At 69.5% G+C, this 2,468-nt stretch carries 2 protein-coding genes; one reads left to right on the forward strand and one right to left on the reverse strand.

What is annotated here, in order from left to right; genetic code table 11:
* The first annotated feature begins 160 nt into the window (after nt 1-160).
* Nucleotides 161-1,429, forward strand: coding sequence for an ATP-grasp domain-containing protein (locus tag G3N64_RS38760; protein ID WP_205788849.1), 1,269 nt, complete (start codon nt 161-163; stop codon nt 1,427-1,429).
* A 36-nt stretch (nt 1,430-1,465) separates the two neighbouring features.
* On the opposite strand, the gene G3N64_RS38765 is transcribed toward G3N64_RS38760, so the two are convergent.
* Nucleotides 1,466-2,341 carry a LysR substrate-binding domain-containing protein gene (locus G3N64_RS38765; RefSeq protein WP_205788850.1) on the reverse strand — a complete coding sequence of 292 codons (876 nt, stop codon included), beginning with the start codon at nt 2,339-2,341 and terminating at the stop codon, nt 1,466-1,468.
* Between the last annotated feature and the right edge of the window lie 127 nt (nt 2,342-2,468).

Below are 2,468 nucleotides of genomic sequence, written 5' to 3' on the forward strand. Positions count from 1 at the left end.
GGCCGGCGCGGCGCGCGGGTTCGCCGTCGCGGCCGTGCTCGTCGCCGTCTGCATCGCGCTGGCCGTGCGCTGGCCGGGCGATGCGCCCGATACCGGCCCGCGGGCCTGAGCCCGTGCCGCCCGCCCTCTTCAACCGATCTCACAGCCCAGCGAGGAATCCATGCCGCATCGCTTCATCGATACCGTCCTGATCGTCGACGGCGCGTCGACAGCCGCCTATCTGGCGCCCGCGTTCCGCGCATACGGCATCCGTTGTGCGCACGTGATCAGCGATCCCGACCTGCCGGAAATCTACCGGAACCAGTTCGTCCCGTCCGACTATATCCGCCAGGTCCAGCATCGCGGCGACATCGATGCGACGCTCGCGCAGTTGAGCGACCTGCGCATCGGCGCGGTGCTGCACGGCCTCGACGCGGCACTGGAACTGGCCGATACGCTGGCCGAGCGGCTCGACGTGCCATACCGCAATCCGCTCGCGACCTCGGCCGCGCGACGCGACAAGTACGCGATGAACGAGCGCATCCGCCAGGCCGGCCTGCGCGCACCGGCCCACTTCCACAGCACGTCGGTCGACGACGCGCTCGAATGGGCGCGCGCGCACGGCACGCTGCCGCTCGTGGTGAAGCCGGCCCGCAGCGCGGGCGTGGCCGGCGTGAAGATCTGCCGGACGCTCGAGCAGGTCGAGGCCGCCGCGCGCGACGTGCTGGCCACCCGGTCGCTGTACAACCAGCCGAACGACGACATCGTGATCCAGAGCTATTCGGAGGGGCAGGAATACATCGTCGACTCGGTGTCGTTCGAAGGCCGCCATCGGGTGGTCAGCCTGTGGGAAGTGCACCGCGACCGCACGCATGCGCCACGGCTCGACAAGATGCTGGTGCTGAATCACGCCGATCCGCGCTACGCGCCGCTGCTCGACTACGCGGCCGCCGTGCTCGACGCGCTGGACGTCCGCTTCGGGCCGACCCACCTCGAACTGTTCGATACGGCTGACGGCCCGACGATCGTCGAGCTGAACGCGCGGCTGCACGGCAGCCTCGATCCGCGGCTGACGAGCGCGGTCAGCGGCGAGAATCATGTGTCGGCCGCCGTCGAGGCCGTGCTGCATCCGGAGCGGCTGTTCGGCGAAGTCGCCGCACCGACGGATTTCCGGGGTTACTGCGGGCACGTGCTGCTGCTGTCGTCGCGCAATGGCGTGCTCCGGCAGGACTTCACGTGGCAGGCGATCCAGGCGCTGCCGTCGTTCGTCGGGCTCAAGCAATGGGCGAAGGTGGGCGACACGCTGCGCGTGACCACCGACCTGCAGACGGCGCTCGGCACGGTCGGCCTCTACAGCCCGACGTTCGAGCGCTTGCTCGAGGATTGCCGGCGCATCCGCGAAATCGAGGCCGATTTCTTCGCGGACGAACGGGCGGTCGCATCGGCCTGACGCGATCGGCACCGCGGTGCGATGCCGTGCGCCGCGCTAGCGCGCCAGCAGCGCGCCCGCCTGCCGGCCGAGCACCGCGCGCAATACGTCGAGCTCGGGCAGCGCGGGCGCTTCTTCGGGCGTGACGAGATAAGTCGTCACGCTGTCGAGATCGTCGAACGCGTGCGCACGCAGCGCCTTGCGCGCCACGTGCTCGGTCGTGATCCGCTTCGGCAGGATCGCGACACCCATGCCGGCCGCCACGCAGCCGAGAATCGCGCCGAACGTGCCGAACGACGCCACCGACTCGATCGCGATGCCGCGCGCCTTCAGCCAGTGCTCCGCGACCGCGCGATACGGGCAGCCGTCGTGAAACGCGAGCAGCCGCACCGGGTTGTCGGCCAGTACCTGCCTGCGCGTGACCGTGGCCGCGCTCACCAGCACCATCTCCTCGGCGAACGCCGGCTCGTACCGCAACCCGGGCCGGACGACGGCGCGCGCCGTGAGCGCGGCGTCGATCCGGCCGCGCAGCAGCGCGTCGGCCAGATCCGGCTCGCTGCCGATCTGCACCGCGAGGCCGAGCGCCGGATCGCGCTCCTTCAACGCGGCGGCGAGCGCCGGCAGCCGCGTGGCCGCCGTGCTTTCCATCGAACCGAGCCGGAAGCTGCGCGCGACCGGCGTCTCGCGCACCACCTGCGTCGCTTCGTCGACGAGGCGCAGAATGCGGTCGCAATACGGGATCAGCCGGCGCCCGGCGTCGTTCAGCACCAGCCGCTTGCCGTGCCGGTCGAACAGCGGCGCGTCGAGCGACTCCTCGAGCTGGCGCAGCCGCGCGGTGACGTTCGACTGCGTGCAGCCGAGCCGTTCGGCCGCGCGCAGCGCGCTACCTTCCTGAACGACGGCCCGGAAGGTTTCGAGCAGAGGAATATTCATATCACTTTCTCTTGTTACTGATTACGTTTATATCATTTTACTTCGCCAAAAATCCGGACTAGCCTAGCTGATACCCGGTGCCGGACGGCCCGCTTCCGAGGAATCCGCATGGCATTCATAGCCTGCT

Origin of the sequence: Burkholderia sp. Ac-20344, from assembly GCF_017104975.1 — a bacterium.
GTDB lineage: Bacteria > Pseudomonadota > Gammaproteobacteria > Burkholderiales > Burkholderiaceae > Burkholderia.

Excerpts from the sequence above, each read along its gene's own strand:
- G3N64_RS38760 (WP_205788849.1), top strand. The coding sequence starts at position 161 with ATGCCGCATCGCTTCATCGATACCGTCCTGATCGTCGACGGCGCGTCG.
- G3N64_RS38765 (WP_205788850.1), bottom strand. The coding sequence starts at position 2,341 with ATGAATATTCCTCTGCTCGAAACCTTCCGGGCCGTCGTTCAGGAAGGT.